Source organism: Streptomyces graminofaciens (assembly GCF_030294945.1).
Taxonomy (GTDB): domain Bacteria; phylum Actinomycetota; class Actinomycetes; order Streptomycetales; family Streptomycetaceae; genus Streptomyces; species Streptomyces graminofaciens.
The window spans coordinates 2,588,940-2,611,657 of record NZ_AP018448.1; the positions used below are offsets into that span (position 1 = coordinate 2,588,940).

Below are 22,718 nucleotides of genomic sequence, written 5' to 3' on the forward strand. Positions count from 1 at the left end.
CGGCCCCTATCCAAGATTCGAACCCGCTGATCCGAGCGGGCATGTCTTCACCCCCGCACGTGCGGGTGGCCCCGGCGGACGCCCTCACGAAGACGTCCACACGGCACACCCGGCACACCCGGCACACCCGAAGCGAAAGAACCCTCACCGAAAAGCGAAGCCATGTGAGAGGAACCGTCATGCACGAAAACAGTCACAGAGGAAGTCGCTCCAACGCCACCTGGCCTCCCGTGACACTGCTCGTCCTTGCGATCTGTGGCATCACCGTCATCTCCGATGGCTATGACGTGGTCATCTACGGTGCGGTGATTCCGTCCCTTCTCCACGAACCCGGGTGGGGACTGTCTCCCGCCGGGGCGGGTCTGATCGGTTCCTTCGCCCTGGTCGGGATGCTCATCGGAGCTACGACGGTCGGCACGCTCACCGACAGACTGGGCCGCCGCAAGATGCTCATCTGCTGTCTGGCCTGGTTCTCGGTGATGACGGGCCTGTGCGCGACGGCCACCTCTCCGGAGGTGTTCGGTCTCTTCCGGTTCCTCGCCGGCCTCGGCCTCGGCGGCGTGCTCCCGACCGCCAGCGCACTCAGCGGTGAGTACTCGCACCCCAAGTCGCGCAACCTGGTCTTCGCGATCCTCTTCAGTGGTTTTCCCGTCGGCGGCATCATCGCGGCTCTCACCGGGATCTTCGTGATTCCGCGGTTCGGCTGGCAGGCGATGTTCCTGCTCGGCCTCCTGCCCCTTCTCCTGGTCGTGCCGCTGGCCTTCAAGCTCCTGCCCGAGTCGATCTCCTTCCTCCAGGCGCAAGGGCGGCACGCCGAGGCGGCGAGGACCGCCGACCGCTGGAACATCACCTTGGACGACGAGCGGAAGGCCGTCCCGGCGTCCGAGCCAGGCCAGTCCGGAACCGAGTCGGACAGCATGTCGCCGGTGCGGGCCCTCTTCTCGCGCAGCTACGTCGTAGCAACTCTGTGCTTCCTGCTGATGACGTGCCTGTGCCTGTTCATGATCTACGGCTTCAACACCTGGCTCCCGGAGATCATGCGGCGTGCCGGCTACTCCGCGGGCTCCTCGCTCGGCTTCCTCCTCGTGTTCAACCTCGGAGCCGTCGTGGGCACGCTCGTCATCTCCCTGGCGGCCGACCGGCTCGGCTCCAAGCCGATCATCACCACGACCTTCCTCGTGTCCAGCGTGGCCGTCATCCTGCTCAGCCTGCGGTTGCCCACAACAGTCCTGTACGCGGCCGTCGCACTGGGCGGGGTCGGGGCCATGGGAACGCAGACGTTCGTCCTCGCCTACGTCTCCAAGCACTATCCGGTACGGATGGGCGCCACGGCGTTGGGCTGGACGCTGGGCTTCGGCCGCCTCGGCTCCATGCTCGCTCCGCCGCTGCTCGGACTCATCATCGGTGCCGGGCTGGCGTTCCAGTGGAACTTCTACGCGCTGGCCGTGCCCGGCATCATCGGCGCTCTGCTGATCGGCCTGGTTCCCCGCACACCTGAAGCGGAGGCTCGGGCGGGGCATGCGGGTGAGGGCGGAGCCGTGAGACCCCTCGCGGAGCAGACGTGAGCGCCCACGGGGGCACTCAGAACAGGGGCTCCGGGTGCGTGATCTCTTGAGGGACCGCGTATGAAGGCAGGGGCTCCGGGCAGCTCGGTTCGCGAAACGATCCGAGTGCCCGGGGGCCCTGTCTCTCCGCTCCGAGCGGCGCGGTAGGTCGAAGTCCTGCCGGAGTCCTGCCGGAGTCCTGCCGAGGGTGCTCCGTGCGCGATGCGGCGAGGGCTTTGTCGAGGGCCAGGCCAGTCCCCAGCCGGGCTTCGGGGCTGTCCGCAACGGAACGGGCTGCGGCCGAGGCAACTCGGACCTGCCTGGGCAGGCAGTCCCCTACCGGAGGGAACGGCCTGCCCAGGTTCTGCCGGAGTTCGGTCAGGCTCCCGGGTGCAGCCCGAGCGAGCCCGGCGACGGGTCTCCCTTGACCTCTCCGAGGTAGAGAGCGAAGGTCTGCTTCCAGCGCTCGATCGCGGCGCGGTCGGCCATGAACTTCGGGAACCCGTCGAGGTTTCCGTTGGGGTACTGCCAGACGGGCTTCAGGCCCGTCGGCGGGGTGACATCCGTGCGGACCGACCAGCCGTTGGTGGCGGCCTGCTGCTCCCCGGTGGACAGCCGCCAGTTGAGGTAGAGCTTGGCGGCGGTGGGGTTCTTGGCCTGCTTCAGGATCGCGGCCCGCTGCCCCCAGGACATGAACGGCGTCTTCTCGTCGGGGAGCACCCACTTGACGGGCCCGGTGGCCAGGGCCGCGCCGGAGCCGCCGACGCCGATCGCCTTCTGCCCACTGGTGACGGCGTCTCGGGGAGTGAAGCTGCCGCGGGCGAACTGCACGTCCTGCGCGGCCAGTCGGGCCAGCCAGTCCCAGCCGTACTTCTGCACGTAGAGCGTGTAGAGGTAGAGGGACGCGTCGTCGTCGTGGGGGTAGGAGGAGGCTATCCTCCCCTTCCACTTGGCGTCGACGAGATCGAGGGGGCTGGTGGGCACGTCCGAACCGACCGCCGCCGGGCCGTACATGTAGCTGAAGGCTGCCACCTGGACGGCGACCCAGGCACCGTGCGGGTCCTTGAAGGGGGCGTAGACCTTGGAGAATCCGGCCGGCTTGTAGGTGAGCAGACGCCCCTGGTCGTTCCAGCGCACGAAGTCCTGGACAGTCTGCAGTTGTACGACGTCGGGCACGAGGGTGCCGGTGGCGAGCTGGTTGTCCACGCGGACGTCGTGGTACTTGCTGTAGTCGACGACCACCGTCAGATCGATCCCGGGAAAGCGGCTCTTGAAGCCGCTGCGGAGGCCGTCCGCCTGCGTCGAGACATCGCCGCCCGCGTAGATCACGAGCTTTCCGCCCTCCGCGAGGGCGGCCTGGTACAGCTCGTCGAGCGTGCGGGTCTCCTCGACGCCTCCTGCTGTCCGGGCGGTGGTGGACGCCGCGGCGGGGGAGGCTGTGGCGGCGGCCGCGCCTAAGCCGAGCGCGGCACCCGCGCCGGTGACGAGCAGACGGCGTCGGCTGGGAAGGCTGGTCATGGGGGGAAACCTTTCTGATGGGGGAAAGAAGCGCTGGTCCGGCGGAGAGCTGGAGTACTGCGCGGCGCCGGCAGCACGAAGGGCGGCCTCGGCCGGGACGGCCGCGACCAGGTCAGGAAGACAGATTCGGTGAGTGGCCGGAGGGGCCCAGGGATGCGGTGCGCGGCGGGGACGGCCCACTCCTCCTGGACGGCCGACGGCAGCACCGGCCCCGCGGTGGCCACGATGTGACGGAGCGGAAGGCGAGTGGGGGCGGCGCCGAGCATCCGCGTGAAGGCGCCTGCACCCTGCCGGTTCAGTCGTTCGACAGCTTCGTCGGCCCTGTCGGGGTCGACGCCGAAAATCGGCTGTCGAGGAGTGGGCAGCCAGAACTACTGGACCGTCGACGGAGCCATCTCGGCGCGTACGGTCGCGACGCCTCGGTCAGCCCCTGGGTCTCGGCACTGTCCGGGTCACTGCTGGGCAACTGCACACCACGGGACGCCATGCCGCGGGCGGTGAGCCGCTCCCGCAGTGGGTCGAAGATTCAATGAGTGCGCATGGTCGTTTGCACCGCGAGATGAGCCCCCATGCACACCACATGGTGCACATCGGTTGAACGGCGGGCCGTCGCAGGCGCAGGAGGTGGCATCCGCACCCGGTGCCGGCGCGGATGCCTCCACGGACCTCAGAACATGGTGTTGTCGTTGGCGCTCTTCTCAGGCACCTCCTGGATCACGTCCCAGTGCTCGACGATCTTCCCGTCGGCGATGCGCCAGAAGTCGGCGACGGCCATGCCACGGTCGCCGGGCTTGAGGTGCAGATTGCTGTGGGTGACCACGAGGTCCCCTTCGGCGATCGCGCGCTTGATGTCCAGGCGCAGCTCGGGGAACTGCCCGCGCAGCCAGTGAACGTAGCCGACGAACGCCTGCGGGCCGTCCTGCGCTTCGGGGTTGTGCTGGGTATAGGTCTCGCCGAGGTGCGCGGCAACGGCCAGCTCCGGCTGGTGGTCGTTGAACGCCTGCTCGTAGAAGGCGATCACGAGCGCCTTGTTGTCAGCAGCGGACACGGAGATCTCCCGCCTTGCGGTGGTTCGGGTGGTATGTCTAGGCGCTCATCGCGTCGCGCACGAGGGCGGTGTCGACGAATTGTTCGAAGCGGACGATGAGTGCGCCGCGTACGACGAAGTGGTGAGCGACGCGGACGTCGATCGGTTTGCCGGTGGCCTTGTTGAGGGCGGTGTAGCGGGCGAGGACGACGACGTTCTCGCCGTCGACGACGTAGGTGTCGTCGTGGGCGATCCAGCCGTCCCAGTCCTGGCCGAGTTTCTCCATGACGTTGGCGGTGACGCCGTCGGGGGTGCGGTAGGTGCCGGCGAGGGGGAAGCCGGCCATCTCCGTCCACTCCACGTCGGGGGCGAGGGTGGCCCGCAGGGCTTCCAGGTCGCCGGCTGCGGAGGCGAGGTACTGGCGGCGTACGACGTCGGCGGGTGCGGTGGAGGTGGCGAACTCGCTCATGTTCAGCCCCACTTCATCTCGCCCTTGGCGACCTTCGCACCGATCTGGGCGGCGATGAGCATGCCGTGGTCGGGGTAGCGCTTGACGAGGGCGTCGGTGAGGGAGGCGCCGTCGGCGGCCTTGTCGAGCTCTTCCTCGAAGGCGAGGAGGTAGGCGCGGGTGGCGGTGATGGCGGAGGCGTCGGCCGGGGTGCCGGGCAGCCGGTGGCCGGGGACGACGAGCTGTGGGTCGAGGGCGGCCATTTCGTCGAGCAGGTCGGTCCAGGCGGCGCGGTCGCCGGGGGTGGGGGTGTCGGCGACCCAGACGTGTTCCTGCTGGAAGAGCAGGACGCCGCCGAGGAGGGCGCGGTGCTCGGCCTGCCACAGGTAGTGGCGGTCGGGCAGGGCGGCGGGGCCGCCCTTGAGTTCGAAGCGGTGGCCTTCGAGGGTGAGGTCGCCGGTCAGCGGGGTCAGGTCGACCAGGCGGGTGGGAAGGTTGGGGCCGAGCGCGGCCCAGGCCTTGAGCTTGCCTTCGTAGGAGTGCTGGATGTGGTCGATGACGATCGGGGTGGCGACGAAGACGGCGTCGGGGAAGGCGTCGGCGATGACTTCGGCGCCGAAGTAGAAGTCGGGGTCGGCGTGGCTGACGAAGACGGTGGTCAGCTGCTTGCCGGAGTCGAGGATCTCGGCGGCGAGGCGGTGGCCGTCGGCGCGGGTGAAGGCGGCGTCGACCAGCAGGGCTTCGTTCTCGCCGGTGACGAGGGTGGCGGTCTTGTTCTTGCTGCCGGCCGGGAAGTCCAGGTCGAGGACCTTGAAGTCGAGCGTGCTCATGCGGAGCCTCCTTGAGGGGGATGGAACAGAAGAAGGAAGTCAGGCGGTAGCCAGGACAGCGAGTCGCTGATCGACCTTGTCGGCGGTGGCGTGGCCATGAGCCAGAGGGGTGACGGCATCGCCGACCATCGCAAGCAGGGTGGGGAAGCCTGTGACGCCCAGTTCGGCCGTGCGGTGGAAGTCGCCTGCTGCCGCATTCGGCGCACCGCGGCCCTCGAAGGCGGAGACCACGGCGTCGGCGTCCAGCCCTGCCGCCTGGGCGACCGCGCGGTAGGTGGCCGCCTCCGACAGGCTGAGGCCGTCGACATAGAAGGCGCGCTGGAGAGCCGTGGCGAGTTCTGGCGCGCGTTCGGGGGCAGCCTGACGCAGGGCCGCGACACCGCGGGCAGCGGCCTCGGAGTCCATCACGAACGAACCGTCGGCGATCAGCCGCTCGTACGCCTCACCGAACTCGGCACCGGTCACCTCCGCGATCTGGGCGTTCGCGCCCTGGACGTAGCCGAACTCGCGGATCGGCACCCGGCGCGATCCCGTGAACAGACCACCGGATACCACCTCCACCGGCAGCCCGGGGTGGCGGGAGACTACCTCGCGGAGGGTGGCGGAGAAGCCGTGGGACCAGCCGCAGTAGGCGTCGAAGACGTAGACGAGCTTCATCGAGGACCTCGGCAGAAATACGTGCCCGCCGGTTGCGAGCGATCATCTGACAAGACAGTACCTGATGCGTCAGTTACTTTTGGACTCGTGTGAAGTGGGACACACGGGTGTGGCTGAGGTCATTACACCAGCGGTGCCGCCGGTCCGCAGGGTCAAGGCAGCCGGGGCAGGACGTCACGAGCCGTATGACTGAGGATCCGAAGATCCTCCGCAAACCTCTCGCGGTCCGCTGCGGGGAGCGGCTCCACGAAGTACCGCTTGATGTTCTCCAGGTGCAGCAGGGACGCGCGCACGGCCGTCTCCTCTCCCAGCGGGGTGAGCCGCACGAGCTTCCCGCGCCGGTCGTCGGGAGATTCCGCGCGTGTCACGAGACCCGCCGCCTCCATACGATCCACAAGCCGGGTGGCGCCGCCGGTGGTCAGGACCTGCTCCTGGGCGATGGCCCGCATCGACAGCCCCGGCTCCCCCGCCCGGCCGAGGATCAGTAGCACCTCGAACACCAGATGGCTGATGCCGCACTCCACCTCCAGCGCTCGGCCGAGGATGTACTCCAGCCGGTTCGCCGCCCCTTGCAGCCGTCCGAACGCCAGGACGAGCTCGTGGTCGGCGGCCTCCTTCGCCGTCCTGATCTCCGCTTCCTCGCCCACGGCCGCGCCGCCCCTCTCGTCGTCCCGGTACCACCGTACCGATCATGTCGGCTCGACCAGTCGAGCGACAGCGGCCCCGTCGTTCGGGCTGTTTCAACGAGCCCAGAAGGGGCCCGGACGCGGAGAGCGGGCGTACTTTCACGCCCGCTCTGCGCAGTCCCGTCGGTGCCATGAATGACGACGGCGCCAGGGCCTCCTGGCATTCGGTTCGCATGGCGATCCCGAGCTGACAGGAGGCCCATCGGGCCGGTCGGGCGACGTATTGACGCGGCCACTCGGTTGACGCGGCCGCTCAGTTGATGCGGACGATCTTCCAGAGCTGGTCGTCGTTGCTCAGGTCGTTCCACTGGACGACCGGAGCGCCGTTGCTGGTGGAGGACCCGGCGACACCGGCGTTGAAGCCGCTGTTGACGTTCTTGAGCTTGTAGTAGCCGTCGCCCGCGTCGGTGAGGGTCCATTTCTGTGAGTCGGCGGTGGAGGGCGTGTTCTGGACGACGGCGGCTCCCGCGGTGGTGGAGCCGCTCCCGATGTCCAGGTTGAGGTTGCTGTTGACGTTCTTGATGTTCCAGGCTCCGCTGCCCGTGGACTGGAAGGTGAACAGCTGGCAGAAGCAGGCGGAGTTGTTCCACTGCTGGACGGCCGTGCCGGTGGCGGTGGAGGCCTGCGGGATGTCGAGGTACCTGCCGCTGTTCTTGTTGGCCAGGACGTACTGACCGGTGCCCAGCGGGGGCAGGGCGGTCTGGGTGAAGTCCCAGCGCTGGCAGTCACAGCTGGTGCCGCTCCACTGGACGGCCTGCGTTCCCACGGCCGTGGAGGCACCCGGGATCTCCAGGTACTTTCCGGTCACGCGGTTGGTGATCGTGTAGCCGCCGGCGGGGTGCGGGGCGACGGCCCATTCGTGGTCGAGGGTGCCGTTGTCGTCCCACTGCAGGATCTTGGCGCCGTCGGCGGTGGACTGGCTCTGGACGCCCAGTACCTTGCCACTGGCCACGTTGAAGATCTTGAAGTAGCCGGAGGCCTGCTGGACGAAGCGCCACTGCTGGTCGGTGCCGTTGGTGGTGGGCTGCTGGGTCGCGCCGGTGCCGTTGGCGGTGGAACCGCCGGCGATGGTGAGCTTCAGGTCGCTGTTCGCGTTGGACACGGTGTAGGTGGCGCCGCTGGAGATGCCGCCGCCCAGGTCGACGACGCTGTAGGTGACCGGGTTGAGGCCGGTGCTTCGCCCGCGGCCCCCGCTGAGCACCATCAGGCTGTGGCCGTCGGCCAGCGGGAGCAGGCCTCGGCTGTAGCCCCTGGCTACGTTGGAACGCATACGGGTCCAGGCGTTCGCCGCGCCGTTCTGCGTGTTGACGAACAGATCGTCCTGGGTGTCGCCGCTGACGACGAGGGTGCCGTTCGGGCCGCCGGCGGGCAGCCAGGTGACGAAGGGCGCGCCGCTGGGGATGGTGCCGTCGGTCGACCGCAGCACCTGGCCGGGGGCGGAGATGAAGTTCTCGGGGTCGGCGGAGATGTGGTAGTACACGGAGCAGCCGCCCTCGGGCGCGCCGCAGTACTCGTGGGTCATGACGTAGTTGCCGTTGGGCAGCCGGGTGACCACGGGCATGCCGGGGCGGGCGGCGTAGGTGGGCATCGCCACGTCGTCCACGACCGGGCCCCAGTTGCGGATGTCCGTGGAGACCTGGTGGACGATCTTCTGGCCGTGGTCGGGGTCGCGCTGGTCGGAGTAGTAGACGATCAGCTTGCCGCCGGAGATCAGGAAGAACGGCTCCCAGACCGGCGTGTAGCCGTTGCTGGATATCGCCCGTCCACCAGTGGCGATATTGGTGACGAAGCTCCAGGTCTGCCCGCGGTCGGTGCTGGCGTAGAGGTCGATCTTGGTTGCCGCCCGGTCGCCGGGCACGGAGTCGCCGGCGGCGAGGATGGTACCCGCCGGGAAGCCACCCATGGCCGTGGGCAGTTCGAACAGCTCGGGCTCCCAGCGCATGCCCCAGCCGTTCTGGGTGTCGGCGACCTCGGAGATCTTCGTCCAGGAGTTGCCGTTGTCGGTGCTGCGGTAGATCGGGAAGACCGGTGTGCCGTTGGTGTACTGCTCGAACGTCGACAGAATCGTGCCGTTGGCCGAGCCGTTGTGCTGCAGACGCAGCGCCCGCGGATAGAGCGAACCGGGCGAGGGCGCGTCCGACGGCGGCGTGTACAGCGTCTGCGACGGACGGACCTCTGCCTTCGCCCGGCCCGCGGCGGGCAGGGCCAGCGTCCCTACCGCGACGATCAGGGACAACATCAATGTGAGGAGGGAGAGAGGACGGGAACGCGGAGCGGCGCCGGGTCTGGCGCCTGTCTGCGCAGGGGACATGTGCGGCTCCCAGGGGAAGGGACGGGGTGTTTTCGGTGCCCGCCGTAGCCCGCGGTGATCCAGGCGGGGAGGCGGAGTCGATGAGCGGCGTCAGCCGGTGCGACGCGGGGGTGCGGACGGCGTCGCGGTGTTGATGCCGCCCGACGGCCGCGCGGTGAGGCGGCCGTCGGGACGGCACAGGGCGGATCGGGCGTGTGGCCGGGTGCCCTGCCGAAGACGGGGGTGGTGCTGCTCAGACGGCCGGAGGTACCGTCCGGCCGTGCGGGGTCGGCGGGGGTGCGGTCGAGCCGCGGACGACGAGTTCGACAAGTGGCTCGCTCGCCGCGGGCTGCTCGGTCTGCGGCCCCTCGATGGCGTGCACGAGTAACTTGATCCCTTCCCGTGCCGCGGCGTCGAAGGGCTGACGCACGGTGGTCAGCGGTGGAGTGACGTGGGCGAAGACGGGGTCGCCGTCGAAACCGACCACGCTGATGTCCTCCGGCACACGGCGTCCGGCCTCCCGCAGGGCGTGGATCAGGCCGACGGCCATCTCGTCGCCCGCCGCGAACACCGCGGTCACGGAGGTGTCCGCAGCCAGCCGGCGGCCTGCCTCGTAGCCGGAGTCGAGTGACCAGTCCCCCTCGATCACGGGGGGTTCGTACGCCTCCCGCGCCGCCAGTGGCGCCCGCCAGCCCTCCGTACGGTCCTTGGACGCGTACCAGCGACCGGGACCGGCGACGTGGTGAACGGTCGTGTGCCCCGGATCCAGCCGGTAACCGAGTTCCTCAGCGGCGTCGAAGACGCGTCGGCGGACCTCGTCGGAGACATACGGCTCGTTGTCGAGGAGCCGCGACACCGTCTTGCGCGAGACAGCGGCCACCCGGGCAACGTCCTCGCCGCGCGGCACGGACACACCCGCGCGCCGCCCCACCACCCGGGCCATGAGAGCTCCTGTCGGCCGCATGCCTGCATCAGGCAAGGTCAGCAGTATGACCGCGCGGTCACTGACCGCGCGGTCATATCTAGACAGCCGGATGGTCACCCGTCAAGAGAAAGCACAGCGCCGATTCCGTCCACGCGACATTTCCGGAGGTCGGCGCACGCGCGCCGAGGGCCGTCGCAACCGACTCGCGATGCGACACCCGGTCACGCATCACCGCTGGCGAGGCGATGGATACCCGAACAGAGCAGCGTCGGCCGACACCCCTGAGCGCCCGCCGCGACTGTCGGACCGAGCGTCTTCGCAGGGATCGCCCCGCACGGCACGTCATCAGCGAGGTCTTGACAGCGGGGCGCCGGAACATTCACTCTTCGACGCGTCCACCCGATCGAATTTGTCTAGTCGCGTTTACTTCTGGTCGAATCACACGGTCGCGCTTCCCGTCATACCGCTTGAGCCGATGCGGAGCCGATGCGCCATACCCGGGATATGGCAGCCCATCAGGAGCCGATGCGCCATTTCATCCTTCGGTTGTCATGGTCCCCGCGGAATCGGCCGGTCGTGGGCGGAAGCCGGCGGCGAAGACGGCTCTGCTCATGACGAGTGCCGGAGCAGAGCCGTCAGGCCCTAGGGCAGGAAGGTGCCCTGCTGTGCCCTCGTCATGAGCGGCGCGCGCGGCCGGCCGCGAACATCGCGCCGGCTCCGACGGCGACCACCAGGGCGGCACCGCCCGCGATCAGACCGACCGGGGCGCTGGAGCCGGTCTCCGCCAGTGGCGGGGTGCTGTCACTGGGCGTCGGCTTCGGCGTGGTGGGCGGCGTCGACGACAGCGGAGGAACGTCCGGGGTCGTGGGAGGTGTCGTGGAGGTTCTGGGCGTGGTCGGCGGGGTCGTCGTCTCCGCGGGGGGCTCGTCTCCGGCAGGGGTGGTGGGAGTGGCGGGAGAACTCGGGGTCGGCTGCGACGGGGTCGGGGTGGGCTTTTCCGGCCTGCTGGGGGTGCACGGCTTTTCGCCCCCGTTCCACGCCGCTATGAGGTGGTAGGGGGTCACGACGCCGTCGGGCTCATAGGGAGCGGGGCCGTGCCCTTCGCCTGTCCCGCCGTCGTAGGTGACGTCATCGCCATACAGGTCGATCTGGCCGTAGCAGTCGGGCGTCTTCACGTTCAACTTCTGCCAGGTCCGCTTGGCGTCTTCCGCACCGGCGACGTCCGCGGCGGTGAGGTAGACGGTGGCCTTGTCGACCAGCGTCTGGCGGCCCGAGGTGTTCCAGTCGGGCCCTTCGGTGGTGTATTCGGCGAGGGAGACGGGGTACTTGCAGCCGTCCCGGACCGTCTGGCCGGGAGCGAGCCGGACCTCGACGGTTCCGGGAGCGGTCTTCCAGAGGTAGAGCCCGCCCTGGGAGGTCCAGTCCGCGCCGACGATGTTCCCGTCGGCACCGACGATGCGGTACTGCACCGTGGCGGACTCGCACGCGCCGGACGTCGTGGCGCTTGCCGTCCCGACACCGAGCAGCGGCAGAGCCGTAGCGGTGGCGGCGACGAAGGCGGTGGCGGCGAGAGCGGACAGACTTCTGAATTGTTGCGAACGCGACAAGATGACCTCTACGGAAGTGAATATGTGGGGGTGGCAGAGCGCGAGGAGAGGGAGGCGCACGAACGGAAAACGATCGAAGGCGTGCGCGACCGGAGCACGCGCGTCACTTCGCTCACTTCATGCACAGCGAAGCGAGCTGAATTCTTGTCACCTTTTACAACTCTCGTCAATTCTCCACGAGTTCATCACGTCCCACGCCGGAGGAACCTGCTGCCGGCTACGTGGGCCGTCCCGTCGACGGCACCCTGTCCGGTGGCAGCCCGCGCGTCGGAGGGGATCGGCCGATGCGTCCGTGACCTGCCGATCACGGCCGACCGCGCCTGTACCGTGCGGGTCCGCTCAGACAGCGAACACTTCCGGGGGAGCTCTCGGGTCACCCTCCGCCGGGTCGGGTCATCCGCCGCACCATGTCCACCCAGGTGGCCTGCAAGCGTGTGACGGGTACCTCGCGCTCCTTGTGCAGGTAGTCCGTCACTTCGAAGCTCGGGAAGGCGAGCAAGGCATGGGCGAGCATGTCGTGATCGCCCTCAACTCCGGCCTCCTGCACGAGAGTGGAGACGTGACAGTGAAGCTGCCGGCCGGGTCCGAGGCGTGGCGGCGTTCGCAGATCACCTGGCGGCCCAACACCGCCCCAAGGTCGGCATCGGAGGCGGCGCGTTCGACAAGGGCACTGCCGAACGCCGTCAGCCGCTCCGTCGCGGGTGCTCCAGGGCCCAGCGGCGGGGGCCCTGAGGTGTACGCCTCGTGGAACTCGGCCTCGGCATCGCCCAGGAGGGCGAGCAGGAGACCGTCACGGTCACCGGACCGGAGGAACAGCGTGCCCTTTCCCACGCCGGCGGCCTCGGCGACGGCTTGCATCGTCACGTGCTCGGCCCCCCGCTCCGCCACCAGTCGGGCGGCCGCCGTCAGTAGCAGGGCGCGGTTGCGGTGGCGAGGCTGTCCGGCCCGTCGGCGCCCACGGGGCCGTGGAATCCGGCGACGGCGGCCACCTGGCAGGGTGGGCCGCGGCGGTGCGCATCGCCAGGAGGCCGCCCATGCACTAGCCGGTCACCGCGACCGGTCCGGCGCCGACCTCGGGCCGGGTGGCGCGCCGCTGTCGGGCCGGCGGGGCACCGCCGCTCGGCTCACCGGGCCCCCGGGTGACCCCGCTCCGGCGTCACTACGAGCGTGTGGCTGAGCACGTGCTCGCATTCGCCGGTATCGCCGCAGCCCTCATGTGGAATCGGTTCACGCGGGGCGCGGCACCGGGCCTGGGAAGTTGCCGTTGGCCGCGTGCGAGGGCATCTTCCCGGGAGGGGGCGACGCGAGGGCGGCTATCACCGGTAGCGGCTCCAACCCGAAGATGTCCCGACCGTTGATCTCGGCCATCGGATCGATGCGGAACGCACCGTGGGTCGCCAGCACATGCACGTCCCGGACGAAGCGCTGGATCGGGTTGGACAGGCCGACGGTCGAGGAACCGAGTGCCAGTTGGAGCCCGTCGATCACCTGGAGACAGGCGTGGATCTGATGGACGAGGTCCATCGTGATCTCAGGTTCCTCCGACGGGTGGAAGTCCTCGCCCGCCAGTGCGCGCCGGTCGATCTCGTCGACCTGCCGCTCGATGAGCGCCGCGGCCGTGTTGATGACGGCCCTCGCCTTGCCCGCCACGACCTGAGTCGAGGCCATGTCGGCCATGGTCGGATACGGCAGGTTGAACGGCGGCCGCTTGGCGGCCTGCTCGACGAAGGCCTTGAAAGCACCTTCGGCCATGCCCAGGGCGAGCGCCGCGAACCCCGCCGTGGTGGCGACCATGGTTCCGATCGAGGAGTGCATGAATCCGAGTCCCTGGTACTTGCCCCGCAGGGCCTCCATGCGCGCGAGCATGTCCATGGTGTGGATGATCCGGTACTCGGGGACGAACACCTCCTCGTCGGCCCGCACACTGTTGCTCGACGTGGCGCTCAATCCCATGACGTGCCAGTCGTCGACGATCGTGTACTGGTCCGGGGTGAGGAGTCCCATCGCACGACGCCGTTCTCCGGTGTTCGGGTCCTCGTACTCGAATCCGACCGAGGCCCACTTCGCGATCTTGCAGCCACTCCCGAAGGACCATTTCCCCTTCACCATGTATCCGCCTTCGACCTTGCGGCCGTCGCCGACCTTCGGCGCGAAGACGGTGGCGCCGAACAGGAGTGGCCCCTGCCAGGTCTTGACGTCGGCGAAGACCTCGTCCTTCACACGGTCGTTGAAGGTGAGCGCGCTTCGGGTCGCGCTGGAGACGATCACCGTCCAGCCGGCCGACGCGTCGACGCGTCCGAGCTCACGTACGACCTCCACGGTGTCGCGGGCGCCGGATGCGAACCCGCCCAGCTCCACCGGGACGGTGATGCGGAACACCCCGATCTCGTGCAACACCGAGACCGTCTCGGGTGCGAGTGCGCCCCGCAACTCCCCCTCGCGGGCACGTTCGGCAAGGCCGGGCGCCGCCGCGCGCACCGCGTCGCGCATGCGCCGTCCCTCCTCGCTCAGATAGGGCGACTCGGGGAACCTGCTCGCTTTGGGCAACGTCATGGTCATCTCATTTCTCTTTCTTCATCCTTGGGCATCGCCGGACGCGTTCATCACGGCGCACGGGCGGCGGCGGAGCGCGATGCAGGGAAGGGAGCGCCTCGGCCCGGCGGCGTCGACTACGGGCCGCGCGGTTGTACGTCCACTGCGAGGGGAGCGGGCGGCGCGGCCGGAGCGGGTGCTGCGGCGATGATCTGCGACGGGGCCGGGCTCGCCTCTCAGTTCCCCGGCAGCGGCGCGGCCATCTTGCGGAAGGCACTCCAGTGCTCGGCGAGCTTGCCGTCGCGCACGCGGAACACCGTCAGGATGTACCAGTCGTAGGTCTCGCCGGGGCTCGACGGATCCGGCGTCGGCGCCTTCATCATGACGCACGCCAGATCGCCCTCCAGGACCACGCTCACCACCGGCGGCGGAGTGCCGTTGCCGGTCGGAACGTGTCGGAAGTGCTCGATGAGGTTGTCCAGGCCGTTGCCGGGCGCGTTCGGGTCGTGCTGGACGTAGTCCTCGACGACGTAACGCTTCATCACGTCGACGACGTTCTCCTGCACGGTGCCGTCGCGCACCATGCGCGCGAGGTCCGCCTCGAAGTCGACCAGCAGACGCTTGACGGCGGTCCGTTCGGGCGTGTCGGCCTGCGCGACAGCGGCCTTGTAGTCCTCGTGGTCGAGCCAGGTCTCGTACAGCGCGGGATCGTTGATGTGCGCGATGCCGTCGACGATGCTGAAGTCGTTCATGCGCGGATGGGCTCCTTGTCTCGGGAGAAATCTGTTGAGGCACGGCGTTCGGGGACGCGCCGCCGATCATGAAAGCGGGGCAGGCCCAGGAGCCGGCGCCCGTTGTGCTCCGCCGACGGGTTCGACGCGGATCGCGCCGTGCGACGTGAGTACGCGGACGTCTCGGACGAACCGCTGGATGGGGTTGGACAGGCTCACGGTGGACGAGCCGATCTCTTCTCTATACGTACTGCACAGTTCAGTGCATATTGTGGACATGAAGATGAACAGGTCGGAAAAATAGAGCGCGAGGTCACCCAGAGGCGTCGGCCTCAACCCAGTGGAGGGCGGGGGGCGTTGACGCCGCGCTGCGGCACTGCGGCGCCGACCATGGGGAAGGGCTCAAGTCCGAGGAGGCGTCGGCCGTTCTGCTCGGCGAGCGGATCCACGCGGATCGCGCCGTGCGAGGTGACCACGCGCGCGTCGCGGACGAAGCGCTGGATCGGGTTGGACAGCGAGATGGTCGATGAGCCGAGCGTCTTCTGGAGCAGGTTGATCGCGTCCTCGCAGAGGTTCGCCGCGTATGCGACGGCGAGGCTGATCTCCGACTCCTCGTCGTCGCTGAACTCGAGACCGGCATCGGTGCGTGCGTCCACCTGGTCCGCGTAGCGTTCGATCGTCGAGCCGGCGAGAAGGATCATCGCCTGGGCGCGCCCGGCCGCCACCTGGGCCGACGCCATCTCGGCGACGCTCGGGTAGGGCAGGGTGAACGGCTTGCGCCTGATCGCCTGTTCGGCGAAGCACGACAGCGCACCGCGCGCCATGCCCAGCGCGATCGAGGTGTTGCTGAGCGCCACGGTCATCAACAGCGCCCGGCCGCTCTGCCGGAAGGCGGCGCCGCTGTAGTGGTGTCGGATCCGGTCGAGCCTCGGCGGAAACTCGACGAGGTCGAGGAAGCGGTGGTCCGGGACGAAGATCTCCTCGGTGACCCGCAGGCTGTTGCTGGACGTTCCGGAGAGCCCCATGACGTGCCAGTCGTCGAGGATCTCGAACTGCTCCCGCTCCAGCACCACCACGCCGCGGCCGGTGCCTCCGGCCTCCGCGGGGTCGAAGGCGACCCCCACCATCGCCCAGCGGGCGTGCTTGCAGCCGCTGCCGAAGGCCCACCGGCCGTCGACCATCCAGCCGCCGTCGACCTTGCGGGCGTTCCCGACCGTGGTCGCGAACACGGAGGCGCCGACGAGAGCCGGACCCACCCAGCCCTCGACGTCCTTGCGGATCTCCTCGATCAGCTTCGGCTGGAGCCCGAGGAAGTTGCGCAGTCCGACGCCGACGAAGGCACTCCAGGCCGCCGACCCGTCGGCCTCACCCAGGGCCGCGACGACCTCGACGAGGTCCCGTGCGCCCAGCGCGCTGCCACCCCACTCGACCGGCATCGTCATGCGGTAGACGCCCGCCTCGTCCAGTGCCTGAAGCACGTCGGGAGTCAACGCCCCGATCCGCTCCCCCTCGCGCGCCCGCGACCGGATGAGCGGGACGAGGTCGCGGATCCGGTCGCGCAGCTCACGTCCGGCGTCGGTCAGCCACGGCGATTCGACTGCCCCGACCTCCGGGGCGGTGTGCTCGGGCATCATCGGCTCTCCTCATTGAGATGGGGCGAAAACAACGAACTGATCCGTAGGGGTGGGCGAGTTGGCGGCAGCCCCTCTCAGGCGGGGACAGCCGACCTGTCGCCGTCGTCGAGCCGCCGGAAGCGGCTTCCGTGGAAGACCAGGGGCTCGGCCGACGGCAGCGTCCACAGGCGATCTATCTCCAGCAGGGCGATGGTGTGGTCGCCCGCCGGGAGTTCGGCGCGGAGCGTGCAGGTGTACCAGGTGACCGCCCCGGGAAGGACCACCGCTCCTTCTCCTGTCGCCTCCCAGTGCACCTCGGCGAACCGGGTCTCCTCTGCACCTGCCAGCCCGCGGCACACCTCACCCTGCTGCTCGCCCAGGACACTCAGGCCCAGCCGTGGCAGCTGCCTGAGCTTCGGCCAGGTGCGGGACGAGGTCTGAAGGCACACCGAGACGAGGGGCGGAGCCAGCGAGACGGACGTGAAGGAGCTCACCGCCATTCCGACGGGGCGATCGTCCACCATTCCGCACACCGCGATCACCCCGCTCGGGAAACGGCCGAACGCTTCCCGCAGGGCCTGCGCGTCCGTCGGTGCCACTGGTGTGGGCTGCGGCTCGAGGCCGGAGCCCGAATCCATGAGCCCCTGGGGCCCATGGGGCCCGTGCTCATTGATCGACATGGTCATCACGTTCCTTCTTCCTGTGCGGCGGTCGGCTCAGCCCACCTGGGGCACGCCTCCGGCGAACATGGGAAACGGTTCGAGTCCGAGGAGCTGACGGCCGCTCAGCTCGGCCAACGGGTCGAAGCGGATCGCGCCATGGGTGGCCAGCACGCGCACATCCCGCGCGAAGCGCTGGATCGGGTTCTTGAGGCTCACCGTGGAGGAGCCGATGGCGAGTTGGAGTTTGTCGATGGCGTCCGCGCACAGCCGCACCGCGTAGACGAGGTCCATCGTGATCTCGGACTCCTCGGCGCCCGTGAACTCGGTCCCGGCCAGGGCGCGGCGGTCCACCTCGTCGGCGTGGCCGAGGATGGTCGCCTCCGCGGCGTTGATCATCGCGCGGGCCGTACCGGCGGCCACCTGGGTCGACGGCATGTCCGCCACGGTCGGGTAGGGCAGGTTGAACGGCTTGCGGGCCTTCGCCTGCTCGACGAAGCAGTCCAGGGTGCCGCGGGCCATGCCGAGTGCGACGGCCACGTTGCTGAGACAGGTGATCAGCATGAGCGCGCGTGTGTCGTTGCGGAACCCGATGCCGGCGTAGCGATCCCGCACGCTGTCCATGACCGCGGGGAAGTCGGCCAGGTCGACGAAGCGGTGGTCGGGGACGAACGCCTCCTCCTCGGCGGTGATGCTGTTGCTGGAGGTGGCCTTCAGGCCCATGACCTTCCAGTCGTCCAGGATCGTGTACTGCTCGCGGCTCAGCAGTGCCATCGCCCGGCCCGGTCGGCCGTCCGAGCCCTCGTAGGTCACGCCCACGGCCGCCCAGGCCGCGTGCTTGCAGCCGCTGCCGAACGCCCACTTCCCGGAGACCTGCCACCCGCCGTCCGCCCGGCGTGCCGATCCGACGCTGGTGGAGAACACGGAGGCACCGACGACCAGAGGACCGATCCAGGTGTCGATCTCCTTGAAGATCTCGTCGACGGTCTGCTGGGGGAAGCCGAGGACATTGCGGATGCCGCCGGCCACGAAGACCGTCCAGGCGGCGGATCCGTCGCCTTCGCCGAGCGCCGTGATGATCTCCACGGTGTCTCGCGCCCCGAGAGCGTGGCCACCCAGTTCGACGGGCAGGGCGGTCTTGAAGACACCCGCTTCGTGTATCGCCCTCAGCGTCTCGGGAGGCAGGGCTCCGAGCTCTTCCCCTTCCTGTGCTTCCTCCCGCAGCAGGGGGATGAGGGCGCGTGTCTCGTCCCGGATCCGCCGGCCGCGGTCGCTGAGGTGCGGAGAGGGGCGCCGATCGGCCGCCGAGGCGACCGACTCGGCACCGGGAGGGGTCGGAGAGGGGGGCTTGCTCATGAGGGCTCCTAAACGCTTCAACTGAACTGCACCGTTCAGTCCAGTTGAACCGTACGGTAGGGTTCACTGAAAGGTCAAGAGATGAGATGCGTACCGGCTCAGACCGGGGCCGGGACTCGACGAGGAGTGAAATGGCTGAGCAGGGGCGTCCTCAACGCGCGGGCGCAGGTGGGCGGAGCAAGCGGGAATCCATTCTCGACGCCGCCGTCGAGCTGTTCCTCGAACTCGGCTTCGATCAAACCTCGATGGATGCCGTGGCGGCGCAAGCCGGTGTCTCGAAGACGACTGTCTACGCCCACTTCGGTGACAAGCTGGAGCTGTTCCGTGCGGTGATCGCCCGCGGAGGAGCCTCCCTCGACTTCGATCTGGACCAGACGATGCTGGCCTCCGTCGACGATCCCCAGGAGAGGCTGGCGCGCATCGCCCTGAAGCTCCTCCAGGCCACGACCGCCCCGAACTATCTGGCCTTCATTCGCGTCCTGACGGTCGAGGCGGCCCGCCGCCCCGAGCTGACCGAGACGATTCGGTCCCTCGGCGTACCCCATGTCGTCGATCTGGTGGCCGTGGCGCTCCGCGAGGATGCGCGGCAGCGCGGCTATGCCCTTTCCGACGCGGAGGCCTACGCCGGACTGTTCGTGCGCATGACGGCGGCCGGACCGCAGATGGACGCGCTGCTGGATCTGGAGGCCGACCGCGACCCGGAGCACCTGGCGGCGTACGCCAGATGGACGACGGCCATCTTCCTGCGGGGCCTGAGCGCCGACGACCGGCCGGATGTACCCGATTCCGCGATCCACCAGGTCTTCCCCTGGCTGTCGCGGGCGAGCTCCTGACACGCGCCGGGCGCGGAAGACGGGACCTTCCGCGCCACGGCGTTCCCGAGCACTCCTGCGGGATGCCCGGACCCCGCACGCTCTGACCTCTCCCGAGCTCCCCTTTCGGGGCGGCGATGGCAATTCGATTCATGCAGGCCTCTTGACCTATGGAATGCACTGGACCGTACAGTTCATCGATCGGAGTGCCGCTCGGCGCTCGGCGCCCTCGGCGAGCCACCGGCCGCGCGAGACCGCCCCGCCCGCTCAGCCGACGGCCACCACCTCCTTGCGTGAGGAAGGACGACGATGTCCCCGCCCCAGCCCCACACGGAATTCGCTCCGCCCGGTCAGCCGGATGCCCCTGCCCCCGCCTCCCTGCGGGAGTCCTTGTCCGCGTTGCGCGGCTATCCCACACCGGCCTGGAAAGCGGCGATCGCCTGCGTGCTCGCCATGGTCCTCAGTCCCCCGGCTCTCGTCACAGCCGTCACCTTCCTCGTCGACCCGGTCGCCAAGGACTTCGGCTGGTCCCACTCGGAAACGCTGACCATCTTCAACATCCCCACCGTGGCCGCCCCCTTCGTACTCCCCCTGGCCGGCCGTTTGGTCGACCGCTGGGGCGCCCGGGCGGTCGCCGTTCCGGGCACCGCCCTCTACGCGCTCTCGACGGCCGCGGTGGCGCTCGTAGGCGCGAACGGACTCGTACTGACCTCGGTCCTGCTGGTGAGCACGGCTCTGGGATACACCTCCATTCTCGGCGTGGTCTACAAGGTCGTCTCGGAGTGGTTCCCCCACCACCGCGGGCTGGGCTACTCCCTGCTCATCGGCGCGACCTCCAGCCTTGCCGGTGCCGCCCTGTCACCCCTGAGCCAGCTGTCCATCGACCACTTCGGCTGGCGGACGACCTACCTGCTGATCGGCGGATGCATCCTGCTGATCGTCTTCCCTGCCCAGTACTTCCTGATGTACGAGCCCGCGTCGGCACCGCTCGCCCCTGGGAACGCCGTTCCGTCGAAGGGAAAGGGCCGGCCGGCGCACCAGGAACTGCCCGGCCTCCCCCTGGGCCGGGCTCTGAAGACCCGGGCCTGGTGGTACACGGTGCTGGTGCTGACCGTGGCGGCAGGTGTGGCGATGAGCGTGCGTCTGAACGCCGTGTCACTCTTCGGCGAGCAGGGCTATTCCGCCACCGAGGTGTCTCTGTCCGTGTCGGTCATGCTGGTGGCATCCGTCGCCGGGCAGATCCTCGCCGGCATGGTCCTCGACCGGTCGCGCACCCCACGCGCCTTCGTGCCGTTCATGGTGTGCCTGGTGCTCGGCATGATCATGGTCTTCGCCGCCACCGGAGACATGTGGGCCCTGTTCCTCACCATGGGCCTGCTGGGTGTCGTGACCGGCGCGGAGTCCACCACCGGGCCGTACCTCGTGGGGTGCTACTTCGGCATGCGGGCCTTCGCCCAGATCCAGGGCATCACGCTGGGCGTCGTCAGCCTCGTCGGCATCGGAGTCTTCCCGGTGCTGGCGCAGGGAGCCGCGGAGAGCACCGGTGGATACACCGCGACGCTCATCGCGCTCACCGCCGCGAGCCTGATCGTCCTTGCCCTGTCGCTCATCCTGCCGCGCTATCCGAGCCCCGCCCCGAGCCCGGACGCCGGCGAGCCGGAACCCCGCCGCGTCGACGACCGCATGAGCAACCTGTAACCGCCGGCTGCACAAAAGATCCCGGGAGGGCACGCGCTGCGCGTGCCCTCCCGGGCGTCAACAGGGCCCAGCCGGCGCTAGGACGTTTTCGAAAGTCCCGTCTGCCCCGCCCTCCGGGCGGACGACGCTACTTTCGAAACACGCCCTAGAACTAGACCCGCGACACGGGCGCTCCCGGCGCCGGCGGCCCGGCGGGGGCCTGCGGCGGGTTCAGGCGCAGGGGCTGCAACGCCTCGGTCCAGCGCAGCAGTTCGTCGAGCATCATCGTGGCTGCGGCCTCCAGCGGCTGGTCGGCCCGGAAACCGCCCTCCCCCATGAACTTGAAGACGAACGGTATGGCCACGGCCTCGGGAATCGGCATCATCTTGAGAGCCGTCGCGACCTCCTTGAGCACCTGCGCGGAGCGCAGGCCGGCTGCGACGCCGCCGTAGCTGACGAATCCGACCGGCTTGTAGAGCCACTCCCGGTACAGGAAGGAAAGGGCGTTCAGCAGCGCGGCAGGAGGACCGGAGTTGTATTCGGGCGTGACGAAGACGAAGGCGTCGGCCTCGTCGACCGTGGCGCTCCACCTGAGCGTGTGCTCGTGGGTGTACTGCCCCGCACGCGGATGACCGGGCTCGTCCAGGAGCGGGAGGCCGAACTCGGCGAGGTCGACGAGTTCGACGTCGAAGCCACCGTGCTCCTTCGCGGCCTGGGCCGCCCACTGGCCGATGGGAAGTCCCAGTCGGCCGGGACGGGTACTTCCGATGACAACGTGCAATTTCGGCATGGGTGAGCCTTTCCGGGTATGTGTGGGTTCCAGTACGACCGGGCCGGGGAGCCGACGACCGATCAGGTCCGGGCGTCGGCCGGAGGGCCGGGGGGCTTGGGCGGAGCGGACTTGGTGATGCCGCTCCAGTGCTCCACGAGCCTTTGCCCGCGCACGCGGTAGGCGTCGTAGACGTAGTACGGGTAGAGCGCGCCGCTTCCGTCGGGTTCGGCCTGGGGAAGCAGTCCGGCGACGACGACGATGTCGCCCTCGGCGACGATCAGCGCGGGCGGGTTGAGGGGTTCGGCGGGCGGGGGAACGGGGCCGTCCGGCCATCGGCTGCGCACGAACTCCTCCAGCCCCGCCCTGCCGGGCGGGTAGTGGGAGACGTGCTGGAGGTAGTCCTCGGCGACGAAGTCCTTGACCGCATCCGGGTTCTGCGCGTCGAAGACGCAGCGGTAGAAGTCCACCACCAGGCGCTTGTTCGCCTCGATGTCGATCGAGGGGGATGACGAGACGGTGGTCGCCCGCGTCGGCGTACCCGGTGCGGGGGGCCGCGGTGGGGCGATCTTGTTGAGGGACGGCCACCGCTCGGCGATCCGTCCGTCGCGGATCCGGTAGGTGGTGAACGCGTAGTAGTCGAAGGTGGAGCCGGGGGCCTCCGGGTCCGGTTGCGGCACGTAGTGGCAGACACAGACCAGGTCCTTCTCCCCGATGACGAACACCGGGTCCCGCCGCCCGGGGGCATCGGCCGCGCCCTGGTCCCCCGTCGGTCCACGGTCGAACTCACGGCGCAGGAGATCGGCGAACGCCTGCGCGCCGTCCGGGGCGTCGGCACCGTGCTGGACCAGGTCCCGGGCGACGTACTCGGCGACCGCGTCGGCGTTTCTCGCGCCGAAGACATCGGTGTGGAACCGGTCGACGAGACGCTTGTTGATGCGTGGCTCTTGCTCGGTTGATGTAGCCATGCGGCTAACTAAACTGTACCGTACAGTGCACGTCAATGTGGCGCTTGACATCTCCTCAAAAGCGGGAGT

The 22,718-nt window shown here is 69.1% G+C and carries 22 protein-coding genes and 1 pseudogene; 3 read left to right on the forward strand and 20 right to left on the reverse strand.

Going from position 1 to position 22,718, the window contains the following annotated elements:
• Window positions 1–179 precede the first annotated feature (179 nt).
• Window positions 180–1,565: an MFS transporter gene (locus SGFS_RS11375; RefSeq protein ID WP_286249707.1), complete on the forward strand. Its 1,386-nt coding sequence runs from the start codon at window positions 180–182 to the stop codon at window positions 1,563–1,565.
• A gap of 357 nt (window positions 1,566–1,922) precedes the next feature.
• On the opposite strand, the gene SGFS_RS11380 is transcribed toward SGFS_RS11375, so the two are convergent.
• The 18 genes and pseudogenes from SGFS_RS11380 to SGFS_RS11465 form a co-directional block, all read right to left on the reverse strand.
• The gene (locus tag SGFS_RS11380; RefSeq protein WP_286249708.1) at window positions 1,923–3,062 is read right to left on the reverse strand and encodes an ABC transporter substrate-binding protein; all 1,140 of its coding nucleotides are present in this window, start codon (window positions 3,060–3,062) and stop codon (window positions 1,923–1,925) included.
• 667 nt (window positions 3,063–3,729) lie between these two features.
• Window positions 3,730–4,110, reverse strand: coding sequence for a nuclear transport factor 2 family protein (locus SGFS_RS11385; protein ID WP_286249709.1), 381 nt, complete (start codon window positions 4,108–4,110; stop codon window positions 3,730–3,732).
• A gap of 37 nt (window positions 4,111–4,147) precedes the next feature.
• A complete protein-coding gene (locus SGFS_RS11390; RefSeq protein WP_286249710.1) occupies window positions 4,148–4,558 on the reverse strand; it encodes a nuclear transport factor 2 family protein in 411 nt (136 codons plus the stop codon).
• Window positions 4,559–4,560: 2 nt separating this feature from the next.
• Window positions 4,561–5,367, reverse strand: coding sequence for an MBL fold metallo-hydrolase (locus tag SGFS_RS11395; RefSeq protein WP_286249711.1), 807 nt, complete (start codon window positions 5,365–5,367; stop codon window positions 4,561–4,563).
• Window positions 5,368–5,406: 39 nt separating this feature from the next.
• Window positions 5,407–6,024: a DsbA family protein gene (locus SGFS_RS11400; RefSeq protein WP_286249712.1), complete on the reverse strand. Its 618-nt coding sequence runs from the start codon at window positions 6,022–6,024 to the stop codon at window positions 5,407–5,409.
• A 152-nt stretch (window positions 6,025–6,176) separates the two neighbouring features.
• Complete coding sequence (locus SGFS_RS11405; RefSeq protein ID WP_286249714.1) at window positions 6,177–6,671, reverse strand: MarR family winged helix-turn-helix transcriptional regulator; 495 nt, start codon at window positions 6,669–6,671, stop codon at window positions 6,177–6,179.
• A gap of 292 nt (window positions 6,672–6,963) precedes the next feature.
• Window positions 6,964–9,021 carry an RICIN domain-containing protein gene (locus SGFS_RS11410; RefSeq protein WP_286249716.1) on the reverse strand — a complete coding sequence of 686 codons (2,058 nt, stop codon included), beginning with the start codon at window positions 9,019–9,021 and terminating at the stop codon, window positions 6,964–6,966.
• 232 nt (window positions 9,022–9,253) lie between these two features.
• A complete protein-coding gene (locus tag SGFS_RS11415) occupies window positions 9,254–9,943 on the reverse strand; it encodes a LacI family DNA-binding transcriptional regulator (protein WP_286249717.1) in 690 nt (229 codons plus the stop codon).
• 656 nt (window positions 9,944–10,599) lie between these two features.
• Window positions 10,600–11,532 (reverse strand): hypothetical protein, encoded by a 933-nt coding sequence (locus tag SGFS_RS11420; protein ID WP_286249718.1) that lies wholly within the window; start codon window positions 11,530–11,532, stop codon window positions 10,600–10,602.
• A gap of 373 nt (window positions 11,533–11,905) precedes the next feature.
• Window positions 11,906–12,046, reverse strand: a complete 141-nt coding sequence (locus SGFS_RS11425) for a hypothetical protein (RefSeq protein ID WP_286260455.1) — start codon at window positions 12,044–12,046, stop codon at window positions 11,906–11,908.
• A complete protein-coding gene (locus SGFS_RS11430; RefSeq protein ID WP_286259887.1) occupies window positions 12,004–12,390 on the reverse strand; it encodes a hypothetical protein in 387 nt (128 codons plus the stop codon). Before SGFS_RS11430 ends, SGFS_RS11425 begins: the two co-directional genes overlap by 43 nt.
• Before the next feature lie 59 nt (window positions 12,391–12,449).
• A pseudogene (locus SGFS_RS11435) lies at window positions 12,450–12,616 on the reverse strand (dienelactone hydrolase family protein); the annotation flags it as partial.
• A gap of 143 nt (window positions 12,617–12,759) precedes the next feature.
• Complete coding sequence (locus tag SGFS_RS11440; RefSeq protein ID WP_286249719.1) at window positions 12,760–14,085, reverse strand: acyl-CoA dehydrogenase family protein; 1,326 nt, start codon at window positions 14,083–14,085, stop codon at window positions 12,760–12,762.
• Between the two features lie 215 nt (window positions 14,086–14,300).
• Window positions 14,301–14,816 (reverse strand): nuclear transport factor 2 family protein, encoded by a 516-nt coding sequence (locus tag SGFS_RS11445; protein WP_286249720.1) that lies wholly within the window; start codon window positions 14,814–14,816, stop codon window positions 14,301–14,303.
• Window positions 14,817–14,882: 66 nt separating this feature from the next.
• Window positions 14,883–15,074: a hypothetical protein gene (locus tag SGFS_RS11450; RefSeq protein ID WP_286249721.1), complete on the reverse strand. Its 192-nt coding sequence runs from the start codon at window positions 15,072–15,074 to the stop codon at window positions 14,883–14,885.
• Window positions 15,075–15,127: 53 nt separating this feature from the next.
• Window positions 15,128–16,429, reverse strand: coding sequence for an acyl-CoA dehydrogenase family protein (locus SGFS_RS11455; RefSeq protein ID WP_286249722.1), 1,302 nt, complete (start codon window positions 16,427–16,429; stop codon window positions 15,128–15,130).
• A 74-nt stretch (window positions 16,430–16,503) separates the two neighbouring features.
• On the reverse strand, window positions 16,504–17,088 hold the full coding sequence (locus SGFS_RS11460; protein ID WP_286249723.1) for a flavin reductase family protein: 585 nt from the start codon (window positions 17,086–17,088) through the stop codon (window positions 16,504–16,506).
• A gap of 36 nt (window positions 17,089–17,124) precedes the next feature.
• Entirely contained in the window at window positions 17,125–18,423 is a 1,299-nt protein-coding gene (locus SGFS_RS11465; protein WP_286249726.1) for an acyl-CoA dehydrogenase family protein, read from the reverse strand.
• 131 nt (window positions 18,424–18,554) lie between these two features.
• Between SGFS_RS11465 and SGFS_RS11470 the strand changes: the two genes are divergently transcribed.
• Window positions 18,555–19,256 carry a TetR/AcrR family transcriptional regulator gene (locus SGFS_RS11470; RefSeq protein WP_286249727.1) on the forward strand — a complete coding sequence of 234 codons (702 nt, stop codon included), beginning with the start codon at window positions 18,555–18,557 and terminating at the stop codon, window positions 19,254–19,256.
• A gap of 288 nt (window positions 19,257–19,544) precedes the next feature.
• On the forward strand, window positions 19,545–20,933 hold the full coding sequence (locus tag SGFS_RS11475) for an MFS transporter (protein WP_286249728.1): 1,389 nt from the start codon (window positions 19,545–19,547) through the stop codon (window positions 20,931–20,933).
• 151 nt (window positions 20,934–21,084) lie between these two features.
• On the opposite strand, the gene SGFS_RS11480 is transcribed toward SGFS_RS11475, so the two are convergent.
• Window positions 21,085–21,702, reverse strand: coding sequence for an NADPH-dependent FMN reductase (locus SGFS_RS11480; protein ID WP_286249729.1), 618 nt, complete (start codon window positions 21,700–21,702; stop codon window positions 21,085–21,087).
• 62 nt (window positions 21,703–21,764) lie between these two features.
• Window positions 21,765–22,649, reverse strand: a complete 885-nt coding sequence (locus tag SGFS_RS11485; protein WP_286249731.1) for a nuclear transport factor 2 family protein — start codon at window positions 22,647–22,649, stop codon at window positions 21,765–21,767.
• Window positions 22,650–22,718: the final 69 nt, after the last annotated feature.